The following is a 16,628-nucleotide window of genomic DNA, read 5'->3' on the forward strand; positions in this document are numbered from 1 at the left end:
CACGATGTTCGTGACGGCACATCTGAGCGACAACCATCTCGACGGCGGGGACCGCGCCGACGAACGGACGGCGCGGGTCATGCGGTACCTGGAGGGCCTGGCGACACCGGTCGACGCGATCCTCGTGACCGGTGACATCTCCGACCACGGCACCGTCGAGGAGTACCGGCGCGCGGCCGAGCTGTTCAAGACCGACACACCGCTCTTCACCTGCCCCGGCAATCACGACAAGCGTGGCCCGTTCCGGGAAGGGCTGCTCGGGCAGGCGCCGGACGAATCCCCGGTCAACGTGGCGCACACGGTCGGAGACGTCACGTTCGTCATGGCCGATTCGAGTATCCCGGGCAAACCGGACGGGCAGTTCGACGACGAGACCATGGCGTGGCTGGACAGCGTCCTCGCCGACGGGGACGGCCCCGCCTTCATCGCCTTCCACCATCCGCCGGTCCCGCTCGGCCTGCCGCTGGTGGACGCGATGCGCCAGTACGGCGAGGACAAGCTGGCCGAAGTGCTTTCCCGCCACCCGCGCGTGGTCGCCCTGCTCTGCGGGCACGTCCACACCGCGGCGTCGACGACGTTCGCCGGCGTGCCGCTGCGCTCGGCGCCCTCGGTCGGGTCGAGCATCCTGTTCCCGTGGGAGGAGAACGGTCTCCGGCACTGGAGCGAAGGCGGCCCGATCGACTACGACCTGCCGCCGTCGCTGCTGTTCCACGTGCTGCACGACGACGGCAGGCTGACCACGCACCAGCGGGTCGTGCCTGCCTGAACACACGCTCGCGGCCGAGGTGGGGCGAAAGTGGCTTTCGCGACGTCCGTGGCGGCGGGAAGCGGGCCTTCACGCGCCTGGCCCGTGAGCAGCCGCAGCCAGAATCCGGTAGGTACCTGAGGCACCCTTGGCTTGACCCGAACCGCCACTCACGACCCGGCGAACACCGGCAGCGTGATCCGGGACGGGTGCGCGGGGTCGTGGAAGACCTCGAACCGCGCGGGTTTCCCGTCCACCGCGCTGAACACCGGCTCGTCGGTGCCGTGGTTGCGGGCGAAGCGGGGGAACGCTCCGCCCGCGACCTGCACCCGCAGCCGGTGGCCGCGCCGGAACCGGTAGGCCGTCGGGTCGAGCTGGATCCCGGCCGCGACCACACCGTCCACATCGGACTCGGGATCGCCGGGGCGCAGGCGGAGGACGCCGTCGGTGACATTGCGGGAGACGCCGCGACGGTCCACATCGCACAGCCGGACGAACACGTCGCCGTGCCCGAGGTCGGTCCGGACGTGCACCAGTGCGGAGATCTCGCCGATGACGTCGAGGTCGCGCTCGAGCACGTCACCGGTGAAGAGGAGCACGTCCCGCCGCGCTTCGACTTCCTTGTTGTCCTGTTGTTTCTGCACGCCCGACAGCAACGGGCCGCCGACGGTCGGCGTGGGATCGGCCGGATCGAAGGTGAACGTGCCCGGCTTCGACTCGACGGGGTCGGCGACGGAAAGCCCGCCAGGGCGCAGGAAGTACGGGGTGGCGTCGGACTCAGGCGGCCAGCTTTCGAAGTCCAGCCAGCGTCCGGAGCCCTGGAGGTACAGGCGCACGGGCGACCGCCTCAGCGGCGCGCGATCGCCGAGGAGATGCGCGGAGAGGAAGCCGATCTGGTCGGTGATCAGGGTTTTCAGGCTGGCGGGCTCACCGTGCGCCCACGGTCCGATGGTGATCCTCGGTTCGCGTCCGGCCGCGGCGAGCTCCTTGAAATCGCGCAGCTGGGCGGAGATGAACAGGTCGTACCAGCCGGTCACCATGCTCACCGGTGTCCGCAGGGCGGCGACCTCGGCGCTGTGGTCCGACGGCGCCCAGAAATCGTCGCCGGGCTCGGCGTGCCGGGAGACGTCCTGCAGGAACCGCACCTGCTTGCCGATGGCCGCGACGTCCGCACCGGAAACCGGCAGATGCGCCATGGCCCGGCGGGTCTTCTTCGTCTGCCAGGGATTCGGCAGACCGGCGAACCGGCCTTCCTGCCGTCCGATCAGCGCCGACCACGACACCATGTTGTCGACCGCGAGGATCCCGCCGGGATAGAAGGTCGAGACGAATTCCGACGCGGTGACACCGAGGCACAGCGCTTCGAGGGGCTCGTCGAGGTACGGCGCGACGGCCCATTGCGTGTGACCGAGGTAACTCGCACCCGCCATCGCGACCCGGCCGTCGCACCACGGCTGTGCACGCAACCAGGCGACGGTGGCGAGGCCGTCCTCCTTCTCCAGGTGGAACGGCCGGAATTCGCCGCCCGAGCCGAAAGTTCCGCGAGTGCTCTGCAGGACCACTTGCAGCCCGTGCCGGGCGAACGTCTCGCCGAAGATCTTGCCCATCACGCCCTTGCGGCCGTACGGCGTGCGGATCAGCACGACCGGCCGGGGCTCGTCGCCCGGAACGGCGTAGCGATCCGCCAGCAGACGGACGCCGTCGGGCATCGGGACGGGGATCGCCTTGGTCACCGAGGGGGCGGGGCCCTCGGCGGGCGGGAGGCCGAGGTACCGGTCGAGAAGTCGGTCGAGCACGCTGGCCGCCTTTCGTGCGGAGGATCACCTTCCGCTTACGACCGTACCCGCATGTCAGGAAAGTGGCTTTCAGGACGAAAAATGTCCTGAAAGCCACTTTCATGACACTGGCGCGGGGCGGACCGCCCGGTACCGCCCCGCTGGTCTCAGGAAAGCCGGGCGAGCGTCTCCGGCTTCAGCAGTTTCGCCAGCTCTTCGGCGGGCAGAAGGCCCTTCTCGACGACGAGCTCCGCCACGCCGCGCCCGGTTTCGAGCGCCTCCTTGGCGATCTCGGTCGCGGCCGCGTACCCGATGCTCGGGTTCAACGCGGTCACCAGCCCGATGGAGTTCTCGACGTAGCCCCGCATCACGCCGGCGTTCGCGGTGATCCCGGAGACACAGCGCTCCGCCAGCACCAGGCAGGCCGACCGCAGATGCGTGATGCTCTCCGAAAGCGAGTGCAGGATCAGCGGCTCGAACGCGTTGAGCTGCAGCTGCCCGGCCTCGGCCGCCATCGTGACCGCGACGTCGTTGCCGATGACCTCGAACGCGACCTGGTTGACCACCTCGGGGATGACCGGGTTGATCTTGCCGGGCATGATCGACGACCCCGCCTGCACCGGCGGCAGGTTGATCTCGTTGAGCCCAGCCCGCGGTCCGGAGGAGAGCAACCGCAGATCGTTGCAGCTCTTCGAAAGTTTCACCGCGATCCGCTTGAGCACGCCCGAAAGGTGCACGAACGCGCCGCAGTCCTGCGTCGCCTCGATGAGGTCCGCGGCCGACACGACGGGCAGGCCGGTGATCTCGCGAAGGTGCGCGACGGCGGCTTCGGCGTACCCGGGTGCGGCGTTGAGCCCGGTGCCGATCGCGGTCGCGCCCAGGTTGATCTCGTGCAGCAGCGTCACCGCCTCGGTGAGCCGCAGCCGGTCTTCACCGAGCATGACCGCGTAGGTGCCGAATTCCTGCCCCAGTGTCATCGGGACGGCGTCCTGCAACTGCGTGCGGCCCATCTTCAGCAGATCGTGGAACTCGACGGCCTTGGCCGCGAAAGCCTGCTCCAGCACGATCATCGCCTCGGCCAGCTCGCGCACGGCGATGATCGTCGCGACGTTGACCGCGGTCGGGTACGCGTCGTTGGTCGACTGCCCGAGGTTCACGTGCTCGTTCGGGTGCACGCGGGCGTAATCGCCCTTCTCGTGCCCGAGCAGTTCGAGCGCGCGGTTCGCGATCACCTCGTTGGCGTTCATGTTCGTCGAGGTGCCCGCGCCGCCCTGGATGACGTCGACGACGAACTGGTCGTGCAGCGCGCCTTCGCGGATCTCACGGCACGCCCGGCGGATCGCGTCGGCGACGTCCGGCTCCAGAAGCCCCAGGTCGGCGTTGGCGTGGGCGGCGGCCTCCTTGACCGAGGCGAGCGCCTCGATCAGATGCGGGTACGCGGAGATCGCGGTGCCGGTGATGGGGAAGTTCTCCCTGGCCCGTGCGGTGTGCACGCCCCAGTAGGCGTCGGCGGGGACTTCCTTGTCTCCCAGCAGATCGTGTTCCACGCGGTGCATCGAAGGCTCCTCAGGCGGCCAGGTCGAGTTCGGCCAGCGCGCCGGTCACGCGCAGGCCGGGGGTGGGCTCCAGCACGTTCGGATCGACGCCGCACAACGCGAGCGAGGCGGCGAGCACCGGACGGCGGGCGCGGTCTCCGCCGTCGGCGATCTTGATCGCGATCGCCGTCCCGTCCGGGAGCGCGGCGACCTGGACGGCTTCGAAACCGTCCTTGGCGATCAGGCCGGGGACCGCGCGCATGAGCGCGGTGACGTCGCGACGCGTGCCGGCGACCAGTTCCGGATGCTTCCGGATCCCTTCGGCGACAAGGCCTTCCGGGGTTCCCGGCGACGCCGCGGCGATCTTGCCCACCGCGCGGGCGAGGCCGCGCAGCGAGACCGCGAAGAGGGGAGCGCCACAGCCGTCGACGGCGACCTTCGGGATCCGCTGTCCGGTCAGCTCCTCGACGCATTCCGCGATCGTGCGCTGCAGCGGATGCGCGGCGTCCAGGTAGTCCTTTGTGGACCAGCCGTGCCGTCGGCAGGTGGCGAGCATCGCCGCGTGCTTGCCGGAACAGTTGTGCGCCAGCCGCGACGCGCTCCGTCCCGAAGCGACCCAAGCGTCGCGCTCGACCGGGTCGAACGGCAGGTCTTCCGGCGTCCGAAGGTCTTCCGCGGTGAGCCCGGCGCCGTCGAGGGTCCTGAGCACCTCCGCGAGATGGATCTCTTCGCCGGAGTGGCTGGCCGCGCCGACGGCGAACCCGGCGGGGCTCAGCTCGACGCCGAGCCGCGCCATCGCCGTGGCCTGCAAGGGTTTCGCCGCCGAACGCGGATAGAACGCCGCCTCGATGTCACCCGCGGAGAACAGCACGCGGCCGTCGGGTGCGAGCACCACGGCCGAACCGTGGTGCACCCCCTCGACCATGCCGTCGCGGAGGAGGTGCACCAGCGGTTCGTGCGCGGGCACGCGGATCTCGGGGGTCACAGCTTCGTCTTTTCGAAGACGTCCATGTTGATCCGCTTGCGGACCCCGAACCAGCCCGCCACCAGCGCGAGCCCGATGACCGGCAGGCAGTACAGGGTGATGCGGCCGACCTCGTCGAAGCCCATCAGCACGATGACCGCGGCGAGGAAGATCAGCGTCGCGATCTCGGTGTAGGGCGAGAGCGGCAGCCGGTACGACGGCCGCTCGACCTCGCCGAGCTTGGCCTTGCGGACGAACAGCAGATGCGAGAGCACGATGATCGCCCAGGTGCCGAGAATGCCGATGGCGGCGAAGTTCAGCACGATCTCGAAGGCCTGGCTCGGCACGACGGCGTTCAGGCCGACGCCGACCACGCAGACCGCCGAGGTGAGCAGGATCCCGCCGTAGGGCACGTGGTTCTTGTTCATCACGCCGGTGAACTTCGGCGCGGAGCCCGCCAGCGACATCGACCGGAGGATGCGGCCGGTGGAGTAGAGGCCCGAGTTCAGGCTGGACAGCGCCGCGGTCAGCACCACCAGGTTCATCACGTTGCCCGCTTGCGGCACACCGATGTGCGAGAGCACGGTGACGAACGGGCTTTCCTGCTTCGAGTAGGCGTCCCACGGCATCAGCATCGCCAGCAGGATCACCGAGCCGACGTAGAAGATCCCGATCCGCCACATGATCGAGTTGATCGCCTTCGGCATGATCTTGCGCGGGTTCTCCGTCTCGCCGGCGGCGACGCCGACCAGCTCGACCGAGGCGTAGGCGAACACGACACCCTGGACGATCAGCACCATCGGCAGCACCCCGGCCGGGAAGATCCCGCCGTGGTCGGAGATCAGCGAGAAGCCCGGCGTGTTGCCGTCGATCGGCTGCTGCGTGACCAGCAGGAAGATCCCGATCCCCATGAACGTCACCAGCGCGGCGACCTTGATGATGGCGAACCAGAACTCCATCTCGCCGAACAGCTTCACCGAGACCATGTTCAGCGCCAGCACCACCGCGAGCGCGATCAGTGCCAGCACCCATTGCGGGATCGGGGTGAAGAACGACCAGAAATGCGCGTACAGCGCGATCGCGGTGATGTCCGCGATCCCGGTCGTCGACCAGTTCAGGAAGTGCATCCAGCCCGCGACGAAAGCGCCCTTCTCGCCCATGAATTCCCGGGCGTAGGAGACGAAGGCGCCGGAGGAGGGGCGGTACAGGATGAGTTCGCCGAGCGAGCGCACCACGAAGAACGCGAAAAGGCCGCAGACCGCGTACACGATCGCGAGGGCCGGGCCCGCTTGCGCGAGCCGTCCGCCCGCGCCGAGGAACAGGCCGGTGCCGATGGCGCCGCCGATCGCGATCATGTTGACGTGGCGGGGTTTCAGCGCCTTGTCGTAGCCGGCGTCACCGGCGTCGGCCGGCACCGGCGCGGCTTTGCCGTCCGCGCTGAGGGTCTGTTCGGTCACGGTGTCAGTCGTCCTTGTTCTGGTGCGTCGTGGGGCTCGGCCGCACGATGGTGGTCAGCGCGTCCTCGACGTGCTCGAGATGGGAGGTCATCGCCGCGACGGCGTCCGCTTCGGAACCGGAGGCGATGGCGGTGACGATCTCACGGTGCTCGATGTTCGAGCGGGTCCGACGATCCCCCAATTGGTTGAGAAATGACGACTGGCGGGCCAGCGCGTCCCGGATCTCTTCGATGACCTTGCCGAACACCGGATTGCCGGAGGCCTGCGCGATGGTGATGTGGAACAGCGAGTCGAGCGCCACCCACGCGGTGTTGTCGGTTTCGAGATCCATGCGCTCGACGAGGTGGCCGAGCAGGTCCAGGTCGTCGGTGCTGCGGCGCACGGCCGCGTATCCGGCGACGGGGATCTCCACGTGCCGCCGGACCTCGAACAGGTCGCGGGCCGAGTAGGTCCCGAAGGTGGGGTTCTCGACCGGCCCGGTGGCGGTCACGAAGGTCCCTTTGCCCGTTTTGGACACGGTGAGGCCCAGTGCCTGCAGCCCCCGCAAGGCTTCGCGGACGACCGAGCGGCTGACTTCGAACTCCTTGCCGAGCGCGGATTCCGACGGCAGTTTCTGGCCGACGGGGTACTCGCCACGCTCGATGGCGCCGCGGAGATGGGCCAGAACGGCCTCCATCGCGCTGACGCGTCGTGGACCACCATGTCCGGCTGTCTGGCTGTCAGACAGGTTCATGAGACGAGATCGTGCGGTCGGTCCAACGCTTTGTCAAGCGATCAGCCGAGTGCCTCGATCCAGCCTGCGAGGTCCTTGTCGACGGTGTATCCGCCCGAGAATTGGAACCCGTGCTGGGCACCTTCGTAGACGCGGAGTTCCGTGGTGACACCGGATTCCCGCGCCGAGGTGGCCAGCGTCACAGGGGGCACGTCGATCGTGAATGGCCGTTGGCCGCAGGTCCGTGAAGGCCTCCTTGCCTACCCTGAAGGTAGGGAAGGAGGCCTTCACGGACTACGCGATCGCCACCGGCGGCTCTGCAACACCACCTGCCCCAGCAGCCACAGCAGATGCGCGTGAGGGCCCCCTTCCCTCGGCTCAGCCGAGGAAACTCGACCTTCACACCTTCCCCAAGTACGTGAAGGCCCCCTTCACTGCGTCTAGCGCAAGGAAGGGGGCCTTCATGTACTCGAAAGCGAGCAAGGGCAGCGATGGCACGCCACTCACGACCCACTGAACGTCATACGCGGCTGAGCGCGATCACCGGGAACGGCCGCGTGGTCTTCGACTGGTGTTCGGCCAGCCTCGGGAACGCCTTCGCCTGCTTCGCGAACAGACGGTCCCGAGCCGCTCCGGTCACTTCGGTCGCGTGAGCGGCGAAGGACTCTCCCTCCGCCTCGACGTCCACAGACGGCTCCGCGACCAGGTTGCGATACCAGTCCGGATGCCCGGGTGCGCCACCGTTCGCGGCGAAGACGATGTAGCGGTCGTCGTCGGCCAGGAACAGCATCGGCGTCACGTGCCGTCGCCCGGTGCGGGCACCGGTGGTGGTGAGCAGCAAGGTCGGGAGACCGTCGCCGTGGCGGCCGTTCGCGCGGAACTCCGCGATCACGCGCTCGTTCATGGCCTGCAGGTCGATCATCAACTCTCCGGGCGTTCGGTTGATCTTGGCGGCTGGTCAGTCTGCACATCCACGCCCAGGTCGGCAAGCATTTTCCGATCAGCGCAGCTTATGGCCCCGAAACTGTCGGTGCCGATGGCGATACTGCTCCCGTGTCCCCCGTCAGCCGCGGCCGCAAGCCCGCCAAACGACCGAAGCACCAGCGCTCCCATCCGACGCGCGCGCCCCTGGACGTGTCCAGCGTGGAGCGCTGGCCGAAGCTGCTCCACGGGCCGGTCGAGCTGTCCGGCTGTGTCGTCCAGGGCCAGGCGGATCAGGATCTGGTGGTCCTCGCCGCCACGCTGACCGCGGGCAAACGCACGGTGGGCGTCGAAGTGGTGGTGAACGGTCGCGAGGTCGACGTGATCGAGCTCCACCCCGAACCCGAGGAAGCGCTGGCGGTGCTTCGCAACGGCTTCGAGGTCGTCGAGGCCCCGCTGACCCCCGGGGAGTTCCGAAGCCAGGTCGAAGCCGCGCTGAACGTCAAAGCGGACAGCGTCGCCTGGATTCGGGAGAGGATCCCCGACCTCTTGAAGGTGGGGAGAGATCCGAGGCCCGATCTGCCCGAGCGTGTGGCCCAGCTGCGCCGGTGGCTCGGTCTTCCCGGCTACGAGCCGCTGCCGCGCACACCGTCGGCCGATGCGCTGCCGCTCGTCCTTCCCCCGCCCGCGCCGGTCACCGGGCTCCGGCTGGCGGTCGCCCTGTGCGAACCGGACGACGCGATCTGGCGGCGACTCGAAGTCCGCTCGGACGTCACCCTCGCCGGGCTGCACCGGTTCCTCGCGGCCGCGTTCGACCGTGACGAACGGGAGTATCACCGGTTCGAGACCGCGTACGGCGGCTTCAGCGTCGACGCGCAGAGCTGTGAAGGCGATCGTTTCGACGACGAGGTGACCCTCGGCCAGGTCGTCACTTCGCCAGGCCACCGGCTCGTCTACGAGGCGGAGAGCTGGAGGCACTGGATCCGCGTCGAGCAGCTGGTCGCCGTCCCCGAAGCACCGAGCTGCCTCGGCGGCGAACGCGCCGCGCCTCCGGCGGAATGCGAGGACGAGCGGAGCTACGAGATGTTGCTGGACGCACTGCGCGATCCGTACGACGAAGACAACGAGGAACTGATCGAGGAACTCGGCGCAGGGTTCGATCCGGAGTGGTTCGACAGGGAGGTGATCAACGAACGCTTGGCCCGGCTGAGCTGACCTGGCTTCGCGCCCATTCGAGTGGTGATCGCTTCGGCGAGGCAGCTGGATTTGATCTCGCCGGACGAGCAGACTCGGCAGCGCGCGAAGGCCGTCCAACCCCGTAGGGCGCCGTAGAACCTCGGCGCATAAGGTGGGAGGACCGGCCCGCGTCAAGCAGCCAGGGATCCGTCTGCCTAGGGGAGGTTTTCGCTGGTGTCGAACGATTCCTTCGTCCACCTGCATGTGCACACCGAGTACTCGATGCTCGACGGTGCGGCGAAGATCGCCCCCTTGTTCAAGGAGGCGGCGCGCCTGGGTATGCCCGCGGTCGGCATGACCGACCACGGCAACATGTACGGCGCGGACGAGTTCTACCAGCAGGCGGTCAAACACGACCTCAAACCGATCATCGGCATCGAGGCCTACATCGCGCCGGAGAGCCGCTTCCACAAGAAGCCGGTCTTCTGGGGTCAGTCGAACCAGCGCGGCGCCGACGAGTTCGGTGAGGGCGGTGACGTCTCGGGTGGTGGTGCCTACACCCACATGACGATGCTCGCCGAGAACTCCACCGGCCTGCGCAACCTGTTCAAGCTCTCCTCCCTGGCGAGCATGCAGGGCTACTACCGCAAGCCCCGGATGGACCGCGAGCTGATCGCGGAGAACCACCACGGCATCATCGCGACCACCGGCTGCCCCTCGGGCGAGGTGCAGACGCGGCTCCGGCTGGGGCAGCGCACCGAGGCGATCCAGGCGGCGTCGGACTACAAGGACATCTTCGGCGCCGACAACTTCTTCCTCGAGCTGATGGACCACGGGCTGCCGATCGAGCGGTCGGTCCGTGAGGGACTGCTCGAGGTCGGGAAGCTGCTCGACCTCAAGCCGCTGGCCACGAACGACTCGCACTACGTCACCAAGGACCAGGCCGACACCCACTCCGCGCTGCTGTGCGTGCAGGCGGGCAAGACCCTGAACGACCCGAACCGCTTCAAGTTCGACGGTGACGGCTACTACCTGAAGTCGGCCGCCGACATGCGGGAGTACTGGGACAAGGAGGTCCCCGGCGCCGCCGACTCGACGCTGCTGATCGCCGAGCGCGTCGAGTCCTACAAGGACGTGTACACGCACAAGGACCGGCTGCCGTTCTTCGAGGTCCCCGAGGGCTACGACCAGGGCACCTGGCTGCGGGAAGAGGTCGCGCGCGGCCTCAAGTGGCGGTACCCGGACGGCGTGCCGGACCCGTACTACAACGAGCGCATCGAGATCGAGCTCGACGTCATCATCGGGAAGGGCTTCCCCGCCTACTTCCTCATCGTCGCCGACCTCATCAACTACGCCCGCAAGGTCGGCATCCGCGTCGGCCCCGGCCGTGGTTCCGCCGCCGGCTCGCTGGTCGCGTACGTCCTCGGTATCACCAACCTGGACCCGATCCCGCAGAAGCTGCTGTTCGAGCGGTTCCTGAACCCCGAGCGCGTCTCGATGCCCGATATCGACATCGACTTCGACGACCGCCGTCGCGGCGAAATGATCCGCTACGCCACCGAGAAGTACGGCGTCGACAAGGTCGCGCAGGTCATCACCTTCGGCACCATTAAGACCAAGGCGGCCATCAAGGACTCCGCCCGCGTCCACTTCGGCCAGCCGGGGTACGCGATCGCGGACCGGATCTCGAAGGCGCTCCCGCCGCCGATCATGGCGAAGGACATCCCGCTTTCGGGCATCGTCGACTCGAAGCACGAGCGCTACGGCGAAGCGGCCGAGGTCCGCGCCCTCGTCGAGACCGACGAAGAGTGCAAGACGATCTTCGAGACCGCCCGCGGCCTCGAAGGCCTGATCCGCAACGCCGGCGTCCACGCCTGCGCGGTCATCATGTCGTGCGACCCGCTGACCGACGCCATCCCGCTGTGGCAGCGTGACGACGGTTCGATCATCACCGGCTGGGACTATCCGTCGTGCGAGGCCATCGGCCTGCTGAAGATGGACTTCCTCGGCCTGCGGAACCTCACCGTCATCGGTGACGCGATCGACAACATCAAGACCAACCGCGGGATCGACATCGACCTCGACACCCTCGGCGTCGACGACCCGGAGACGTACAAGCTGCTCTCCCGCGGTGACACGCTCGGCGTGTTCCAGCTGGACGGCGGGCCGATGCGTGACCTGCTCCGCCGGATGCAGCCGACGGTGTTCGACGACATCGTGGCGGTGGGCGCGCTGTACCGCCCCGGTCCGATGGGCATGAACGCGCACAACGACTACGCCGACCGCAAGAACGGGCGGCAAAAGGTCAAACCGATCCACCCCGAGCTCGAAGAGCCCCTGAAGGAGATCCTGGCCGACACCTACGGCCTGATCGTCTATCAGGAGCAGATCATGCACATCGGCCAGAAGGTGGCCGGGTACTCCATGGGCCGCGCGGACGTGCTCCGCCGCGCCATGGGTAAGAAGAAGGCGGAGGTCCTCGAGAAGGAGTTCGTCGGCTTCGAAGAGGGCATGAAGTCGAGCGACCTGGTTCCCGGCGGCTTCTCCTCCGAGGCGATCAAGGCGCTCTGGGACACGATCCTCCCGTTCGCCGGCTACGCGTTCAACAAGAGCCACGCGGCCGCGTACGGCCTGATCTCGTACTGGACCGCGTACCTCAAGGCGAACTTCACGCCGGAGTACATGGCCGCGCTGCTCACCTCGGTGGGTGACAACAAGGACAAGTCCGCGGTCTACCTCTCGGAGTGCCGCCGCCTCGGGATCAAGGTGCTCCCGCCGGACGTCAACGAGTCGGCGCTGAGGTTCGCGGCCGTCGGGGAGGACATCCGCTTCGGTATGGGTGCCGTCCGCAACGTCGGCGCGAACGTCGTCGAGTCGATCATCAAGACCCGCGAGGAGAAGGGGAAGTACTCCTCCTTCACCGATTTCCTCGACAAGTCGGAGCTGGTGGCCTGCAACAAGCGGGTCATCGAATCGCTGATCAAGGCGGGTGGCTTCGACTCGCTCGGCAACACCCGGCTTTCGATGATCCAGGTGCACGAGGACGCGGTCGAAGCCGTGGTCCCGCTCAAGCGCCAGGAGGCGATGGGTCAGTTCGACCTCTTCGGGTTCGGCGGGGACGACGACGCGGAAGCGGCGGCGTCCTCTTCACCGCTCGCGCATCTGAAGTTCGGCGAAGAGGAGTATCCGCGCAAGCAGCTCCTGGCCTACGAACGGGAGATGCTCGGCCTCTACGTCTCGGCGCATCCGCTGGACGGCGCCGAACGCATCCTGCGCAAACACGCGCCGAGGCCGATCGCCGCGATCCTCGCCGACCCGCCGAAGGAAGGCGAGCTGGTCGTCTCCGGGCTGATCACCTCGCTGGAACGCCGGGTCAACAAGAAGGGCGAGCCCTGGGCGATCTGCACCATCGAGGACATGGACGCCTCGCTCGAGGTGCTGTACTTCCCGAAGTCGTACGCGATGTTCTCCGCAGACCTCATCGAGGACAACGCGGTCCTGGTCAAGGGCCGGGTGAACTGGCGCGAGGACAAGATGTCCATCTTCGGCGGCGGTCTCGTCCCGCTCGACCTGTCCGAGGTCGGCAACGGCGACGACGATCTGCCGCTGGTCCTGCTGGCCGCGGCGGAGAAGATCGACCAGTCGGTGGTCAGCGAGCTGAAGCAGACCTTGCTGGCGCACAAGGGCGAGACCCCGGTGCACCTCAAGCTGGTCGGCAAGAACCAGACGGTCTTCGCGCTGTACGACTATCCGGTCAAGGTGACGTCGATGCTGATCGGTGAGCTCAAGGGCATCCCCGGGATCGCCGCCAGCACCTGATGACCACCTACGTTCCCGATCCCCGGCGCTGGAAGGCGCTCGCCGTCTCCCTCGCCGCCGGGTTCATGGGGTTGCTCGACGTCAGCATCGTCAACACGGCACTGCCGTCGATCCAGAAGGACCTCGGCGCGTCGAGCGGCGGGATCCAGTGGGTGGTTTCGGGCTACGCGCTGGCTTTCGGGCTGGTGCTGGTGTCCGGCGGCAGGCTCGGCGACGCGCTCGGCCGTCGCCGCATGTTCCTGTTCGCGCTCGCCGCGTTCGTGCTGACCAGCACGTTCGCCGGCGCGGCGCCGAACGAGACGACGCTGATCATCGCGCGGCTCCTGCAGGGTTTCGCCTCGGGTATGTTGACGCCGCAGAACAGCGGGATGATCCAGGACCTGTTCCGCGGCGCCGAACGCGGTCGCGCGTTCGGCATGTTCGGTGCCACCGTCGGGATCTCGACCGCGATCGGGCCGGTACTCGGCGGCGTGATCCTCGCCGTCTTCGGTGATCCGGAAGGCTGGCGCTGGGTCTTCTACGTGAACGTGCCGATCGGGATCCTGGCGTTCGCGCTGGCCTTGAGATGGCTGCCGAAGGCCGAGTCCCCGGCGAAAAGCCTGCGGGGCGAGATCGATTTCGTCGGCATCATGCTGCTGGGTGTCGCCGTGCTCGGGGTCCTGCTCCCGTTGATCGAATCCGAACAGGGCGGGCTCAGCGGCCTGTGGTGGCTGTTCGTCGTCGCGGTGGTCTTCGGTTTCGCGTTCGTGCGCTGGGAACGCTCGATGGTGCGGCGCGGTCGTCCGCCGCTGCTCGACACCCGGCTGTTCACCAACACCCCGGGATACGCCTCTGGTGCCGCAGTCGGCGCGCTGTACTTCAGCGGATTCACCGGGATGTGGCTGGTCTTCGCCATCTTCTTCCAGCAAGGCCTCGGCTACACCCCACTGCAATCCGGGCTCGCCGTCACCTCCTTCGCCCTCGGCTCGGCCGTGTCGGCGGCGATAGCGGGCCGGCTGGTGTCGAAGTGGGGCCGCAAGCTGACCGTCGCGGGGCTGGTCATGGTGATCGCCGGGATGGTCACGGTCGCCGTCCTCGCCGGTCAGGATCCCGGAGCCGCGGCGGGCTGGTGGTTCGCGTTGCCGTTGCTCGTCGCCGGTGTCGGCGGCGGCATGGTCATCTCGCCCAACACCACGCTCACCCTGGAATGCGTCCCGACCTCGATGGCCGGAGTGGCCGGGGGAGCGTTGCAGACCGGGCAGCGGATCGGCACCGCGATCGGCACCGTCGTGCTGGCCTCGGTCTTCCACGCGGTGCTCGGCGCGAACGGCGGCTATCCGTCGGCGCTGACCGCGGCGATGCTGTGCGCCGCCGCGTTGACGAGTTCGGCGCTCTTACTCGCCGTGATCGAACTCCGTGCGCGCCGGAAACGGCGCTCGCTCACTGAGCGGGAGGAAACCGAGCGGGCTGCCGCCGACAGTCAACGCGGCTGAGTCTTTCGCACCGGCCGATGACTACGTTCGGCAAGATCGGATGCTCCATCCGAGTGACGGAGGCAGTCATCCCCTGGTGCTACTCAGAGCAACCGGGTACACCTAACGGAGCCTTCACCGCTGTGACTCGGCTACCGACAGTGGTATTTCTGTCGATCGATCGGGGATGGATCGATCGGCCGGAGCGATCGTGGTGAGTCCGGAGTTCTCAGGAATGGACACCTACGGTCACGAGCCGGTGGACAGCCGTCGGCGTCCGCGGGGGACCGTTCGGCGGCGGCCGGCTCAGCACCACTGGCGAGCCGGGTCGCGGTGAGGCATTCGCGCGGGTGGGTCCGCGCCGGGTCGCCTGGGGAGGTGCACCCGGCCCGGACCCACCCGCCGCGCGTCTCTCCGCGTGTGTCATCCGCATCCGGCTGCGAAGATCTCCGCAGATCGAGATTGCGAGGAACACGATGGCGGAGAGTTCTGTTCGGCGGAATCGGCTGCGGGTCTGGTACCGGCCGATGACCATGCGCGATTCCGGTGAAGGGCACCGGGTCGCGACCCCGCTGGAGCTGTTGTTCGACCTGTGTTTCGTGGTCGCCGTCGCGCAGGCCGCCGCCGGTCTGCACCACGCGATCGCCGAGAACCACATCGGGCACGGCGTGCTCAGCTTCGGGATGGTGTTCTTCGCGATCTGGTGGGGCTGGCTGAACTTCAGCTGGTTCGCGTCGTCGTTCGACACCGACGACGTCCCGTACCGGCTGGTGACGCTGGTGCAGATCGCGGGCGGGCTGACCGTCGCCGCCGGTGTCTCGTCCGCCTTCGATGGTGACTTCAAGATCGTCGTCGCCGGCTACGTCTTGATGCGGCTCGCGATGGTCGTGCAGTGGCTGCGCGCCGCGCGGACCGATCCGGAATGCCGCCCGGCCGCGCTGCGGTACGCCATCGGCATCACCATCGTCCAAATCCTGTGGGTCGTCCGCCTCGGCCTCCCGCAGTCGCTGGCGCTGCCGTCGTTCTTCCTGCTCCTGCTGGCGGAACTCGCGGTTCCGGTGATCGCCGAACGCAAGCGCTGGACGGGCTGGCACCCGCACCACATCGCCGAGCGCTACGGCCTGTTCACGATCATCGTGCTGGGCGAGTCCATCCTCGGCGCGACCACCGCGGTGAAGGAAGGGCTGGACGAGGGCGAGCACACCGGCAGCCTGATCTCGCTCGCCGCCGCCGGACTCGTGCTGGTCTTTTCGTTGTGGTGGCTGTACTTCGACCAGCCGGGTCACGCCAGGCTGGAGAAGGCGAAGAGCCTGTTCACCGTCGCGAGCTGGGGATACGGGCACTATCTGATCTTCGCCTCGGCGGCCGCGCTCGGCGCCGGCCTCGAAGTGGCGGTCGACTACGACACCCACACCGGGCACGTCGCCTCCCTGCCCGCCGCCATGGCGACGACCGTGCCCGTCGCGATCTACCTGGTGAGTGTCTGGCTCATGCACATCGGACCCACCAACGAATGCCGTCCGATCGCGATCGGCTTCCCGGTGACCGCGGTGCTCATCCTCGCCGCGTCCTTCACGCCGGCGCCCATCCACATCACCGCGGGGCTCGCCGCCGCCCTCGTCGTGCTGACCGTTGTCGCGACCCACGGCGAGCCGGTACCGGGGGAGAGCTAGATCGACGCAGGTCAGAGCGTCGGCGCGAAAAAAGGGACCCCCCTGTAAACGCCGGTTTCGGGCCGTGTAATGTTCTCTTCGTCGCCAGGGAAACCGAGCGGCCGCCGGGAACACGAACCAAGCTCCCACCGGATGGTGGTAGAGTGGGTGGTCCCGAACCGGAGAGGTAACTCTACCCCCGCTGAAACGGCAGTTTCGAGCAGGTGCTAGGGTGTGCTCCGGACAAAAGCCAAGAAATGACTGCTTCGGATAAGGCCGCTGTGATGGTGGTGCGATTCGGGGTGTGTTGCTTGAGAACTCAACAGTGTGCTAGTGAACTAAGCCAGTAGAGCTTATGTATTGAAACCTCGTAAGAGGTTCCTTTGAGAGCAAGTATTTATTTGCCTCGATTGAATTCGAA

General features: G+C 67.7%; 12 protein-coding genes. 5 read left to right on the top strand and 7 right to left on the bottom strand.

Going from position 1 to position 16,628, the window contains the following annotated elements; genetic code table 11:
- The first annotated feature begins 4 nt into the window (after positions 1-4).
- A complete protein-coding gene (locus ED92_RS25255; RefSeq protein ID WP_037342415.1) occupies positions 5-766 on the top strand; it encodes a metallophosphoesterase in 762 nt (253 codons plus the stop codon).
- A gap of 149 nt (positions 767-915) precedes the next feature.
- Here the strand turns inward: ED92_RS25255 and ED92_RS25260 are convergent, their stop codons facing one another.
- The 7 genes from ED92_RS25260 to ED92_RS25285 all read right to left on the bottom strand — a co-directional run bounded on the left by ED92_RS25260 (position 916) and on the right by ED92_RS25285 (position 8,110).
- Entirely contained in the window at positions 916-2,541 is a 1,626-nt protein-coding gene (locus ED92_RS25260) for a CocE/NonD family hydrolase (RefSeq protein ID WP_037342416.1), read from the bottom strand.
- Positions 2,542-2,687: 146 nt separating this feature from the next.
- Positions 2,688-4,076 (bottom strand): aspartate ammonia-lyase, encoded by a 1,389-nt coding sequence (aspA, locus tag ED92_RS25265; RefSeq protein ID WP_037342417.1) that lies wholly within the window; start codon positions 4,074-4,076, stop codon positions 2,688-2,690.
- Positions 4,077-4,086: 10 nt separating this feature from the next.
- On the bottom strand, positions 4,087-5,040 hold the full coding sequence (locus ED92_RS25270; RefSeq protein ID WP_037342418.1) for an asparaginase: 954 nt from the start codon (positions 5,038-5,040) through the stop codon (positions 4,087-4,089).
- Positions 5,037-6,476, bottom strand: coding sequence for an amino acid permease (locus ED92_RS25275; protein ID WP_037342419.1), 1,440 nt, complete (start codon positions 6,474-6,476; stop codon positions 5,037-5,039). Before ED92_RS25275 ends, ED92_RS25270 begins: the two co-directional genes overlap by 4 nt.
- A 4-nt stretch (positions 6,477-6,480) precedes the next feature.
- Complete coding sequence (locus ED92_RS25280; protein ID WP_037342420.1) at positions 6,481-7,152, bottom strand: FadR/GntR family transcriptional regulator; 672 nt, start codon at positions 7,150-7,152, stop codon at positions 6,481-6,483.
- A gap of 98 nt (positions 7,153-7,250) precedes the next feature.
- Entirely contained in the window at positions 7,251-7,391 is a 141-nt protein-coding gene (locus ED92_RS43030; protein ID WP_162836898.1) for a hypothetical protein, read from the bottom strand.
- Between the two features lie 317 nt (positions 7,392-7,708).
- A complete protein-coding gene (locus ED92_RS25285; protein WP_037342421.1) occupies positions 7,709-8,110 on the bottom strand; it encodes a nitroreductase/quinone reductase family protein in 402 nt (133 codons plus the stop codon).
- A 131-nt stretch (positions 8,111-8,241) separates the two neighbouring features.
- Here ED92_RS25285 and ED92_RS25290 point away from each other — a divergent pair, with 131 nt between their 5' ends.
- From ED92_RS25290 to ED92_RS25305, 4 genes are all read left to right on the top strand, one after another.
- Complete coding sequence (locus ED92_RS25290) at positions 8,242-9,324, top strand: plasmid pRiA4b ORF-3 family protein (protein ID WP_235213361.1); 1,083 nt, start codon at positions 8,242-8,244, stop codon at positions 9,322-9,324.
- A gap of 195 nt (positions 9,325-9,519) precedes the next feature.
- Positions 9,520-13,104 carry a DNA polymerase III subunit alpha gene (gene dnaE, locus ED92_RS25295; RefSeq protein ID WP_037342422.1) on the top strand — a complete coding sequence of 1,195 codons (3,585 nt, stop codon included), beginning with the start codon at positions 9,520-9,522 and terminating at the stop codon, positions 13,102-13,104.
- Complete coding sequence (locus ED92_RS25300; protein WP_037342423.1) at positions 13,104-14,576, top strand: MFS transporter; 1,473 nt, start codon at positions 13,104-13,106, stop codon at positions 14,574-14,576. Before dnaE ends, ED92_RS25300 begins: the two co-directional genes overlap by 1 nt.
- Before the next feature lie 455 nt (positions 14,577-15,031).
- A complete protein-coding gene (locus tag ED92_RS25305; protein ID WP_037342424.1) occupies positions 15,032-16,228 on the top strand; it encodes a low temperature requirement protein A in 1,197 nt (398 codons plus the stop codon).
- The last annotated feature ends 400 nt before the right edge of the window (positions 16,229-16,628 follow it).

Source organism: Amycolatopsis sp. MJM2582, from assembly GCF_000754115.1.
Lineage (GTDB): Bacteria > Actinomycetota > Actinomycetes > Mycobacteriales > Pseudonocardiaceae > Amycolatopsis > Amycolatopsis japonica.

Bases quoted from the DNA above. Each gene is read 5' to 3' on its own strand.
- ED92_RS25255 (WP_037342415.1), top strand. From the start codon at position 5: ATGTTCGTGACGGCACATCTGAGCGACAACCATCTCGACGGCGGGGAC.
- aspA (WP_037342417.1), bottom strand. From the start codon at position 4,076: ATGCACCGCGTGGAACACGATCTGCTGGGAGACAAGGAAGTCCCCGCC.
- ED92_RS25280 (WP_037342420.1), bottom strand. From the start codon at position 7,152: ATGGAGGCCGTTCTGGCCCATCTCCGCGGCGCCATCGAGCGTGGCGAG.
- ED92_RS25285 (WP_037342421.1), bottom strand. From the start codon at position 8,110: ATGATCGACCTGCAGGCCATGAACGAGCGCGTGATCGCGGAGTTCCGC.
- ED92_RS25300 (WP_037342423.1), top strand. From the start codon at position 13,104: ATGACCACCTACGTTCCCGATCCCCGGCGCTGGAAGGCGCTCGCCGTC.
- ED92_RS25305 (WP_037342424.1), top strand. From the start codon at position 15,032: ATGGCGGAGAGTTCTGTTCGGCGGAATCGGCTGCGGGTCTGGTACCGG.